The sequence below is a fragment of the Acidovorax sp. BoFeN1 genome, from assembly GCF_003345135.1.
GTDB lineage: Bacteria > Pseudomonadota > Gammaproteobacteria > Burkholderiales > Burkholderiaceae_C > Acidovorax > Acidovorax defluvii.
Genome location: NZ_QOZT01000161.1, coordinates 1 through 1,805, shown reverse-complemented (window position 1 = coordinate 1,805; position 1,805 = coordinate 1). Strand labels below are relative to the sequence as shown.

Below are 1,805 nucleotides of genomic sequence, written 5' to 3'. Positions count from 1 at the left end.
CTGTGGGGCGTTGCTGCATGGGGGCTGGCGCGGGCGCGGCGCGGCGCGGGGCCTGGTCGTAGCCGCCGCCAGCGTCGCCACCATAGCCGCCGCCGTCGTCATGGCCGCCACCCTGGCCACCCATGCCTTGGCGGCCGCCAAGCATCTGCATCTGGTCGGCGCGGATTTCGGTGCTGTATTTCTCGACGCCGGCCTGGTCGGTCCACTTGCGGGTGCGCAGGCTGCCTTCCACATACACCTGCGAGCCCTTGCGCAGGTATTGGCCCACGATTTCGGCCAGGCGGCCGTTGAAGACCACGCGGTGCCACTCGGTGGCTTCCTTCATTTCGCCAGTCTGCTTGTCTTTCCACTTGTCGGTGGTGGCAATCGTCACGTTGGCCACCTGGTCGCCACTGGGGAAGGTGCGCATTTCAGGGTCGCGGCCCAGGTTGCCGACGATGATGACTTTGTTGATGGATGCCATGGTGGTGTCTTTGCCTTAAAGGGGTAAAAGCGCCGGATGTGAGGGAATTCCAGGCGCCAAAACGTGCATTGTGCCGCAACCGGGGGTGGTGCTCATCCCCTGCGGCAGTGCAATCTTTCAGTGCCCGCCGCCGGCGTTGCGGCCCACGGGCTGCAAGGGCCAGGTCAGCACCAGCCACAGGGCGGTCAGCACGGCGGTGGTGGCAAAAAGACCGGGGGCGCCCGCCCATTTGACCAGTGCGCCGCCCAGTGCGCCGCCGGCAAACAGCCCCAGCGACTGCAGCGTGTTGTAGCTGCCCAGCGCAGCCCCGCGCACCGGCGCCGGTGCCATGCGCGACACCAGGCTGGGCTGGCTGGCTTCGAGTGCATTGAAGCCGCAGAAAAATAAAAACATCAGCGGTCCCAGCACCCACAGCGTGGGCGTGGTGCCGCTGGCAGCCAAGGCCCCCAGGCCCACCTGCACCAGCAGCACCAGTGCAATGGCGCCCAGCAGCGCGCCGCGCAGGCGACCGCGCCGCTCCATCGCAAACAGGCCGCCCATCGCTACAAAAGACAGCACCACGGCCGGCAGATACACCTGCCAGTGGTGGTCTTTGGTGAGACCCGCCTGCACCAGCATGGCGGGCACGGCCACCCACATGGACAACTGCACGGTGTGCAGCACAAAAACGCCCAGGTTCAGTCGCAGCAGATCGGGGTTGCGCCACACATCGGCCACGCTGCCGCGCGGGGCATTGCGGTGCTGGGCCGACTCGGCCGGCACCCACCACAGCACCACGGCCACGCCGGCCAGCGCCAGCGCGCAGGTCAGGCCAAACAGGCCCGCCAAGCCGATATGGGCCGTCAGCACGGGGGCGGCCACCAGTGCCACGGCAAACATCAGGCCAATGCTGCCACCCACCAGCGCCATGGCCTTGGTGCGCACGGCGTCGCGCGTCTGGTCGGCCAGCAGTGCCGTCACGGCGGCCGACACGGCCCCCGCGCCCTGCAGCGCGCGGCCCACCAGCAGCCCGGTCAGCGAATCGGCCATGGCCGCCAGCAGGCTGCCGGCCGCAAACACCAAAAGGCCCAGCACGATGACGCGCTTGCGCCCAAAGCGGTCAGAGGCCATGCCCAGTGGCAGCTGCAGCACGGCCTGGGTGAGGCCATAGATGCCCATGGCCAGGCCCACCAGCGCGGGGTCGTCACCGCCGGGGTATTTGCCCGCTTCGAGGGCAAACACCGGCAGCACAAGGAACAGGCCCAGCATGCGCAGCGCAAAGATCAGCGCCAGGCTGATGCTGGAGCGGCGCTCCAGCATCAGCCTGGCGCTGATCTTTGCGCTGCGCATGCTGGGCCTGTTC

The 1,805-nt window shown here is 68.1% G+C and carries 2 protein-coding genes; both read right to left on the bottom strand.

The genetic code is table 11. The annotated features are described in order from the left end of the window. The coding region (gene ssb, locus DTW89_RS19015) for a single-stranded DNA-binding protein (protein WP_114657069.1) at positions 1-463 on the bottom strand (463 nt) is incomplete at its 3' end. A 117-nt stretch (positions 464-580) separates the two neighbouring features. Then, positions 581-1,792: an MFS transporter gene (locus DTW89_RS19010; protein ID WP_269089861.1), complete on the bottom strand. Its 1,212-nt coding sequence runs from the start codon at positions 1,790-1,792 to the stop codon at positions 581-583. Positions 1,793-1,805 lie beyond the last annotated feature (13 nt).

Excerpts from the sequence above, each read along its gene's own strand:
- DTW89_RS19010 (WP_269089861.1), bottom strand. The coding sequence starts at position 1,792 with ATGCGCAGCGCAAAGATCAGCGCCAGGCTGATGCTGGAGCGCCGCTCC.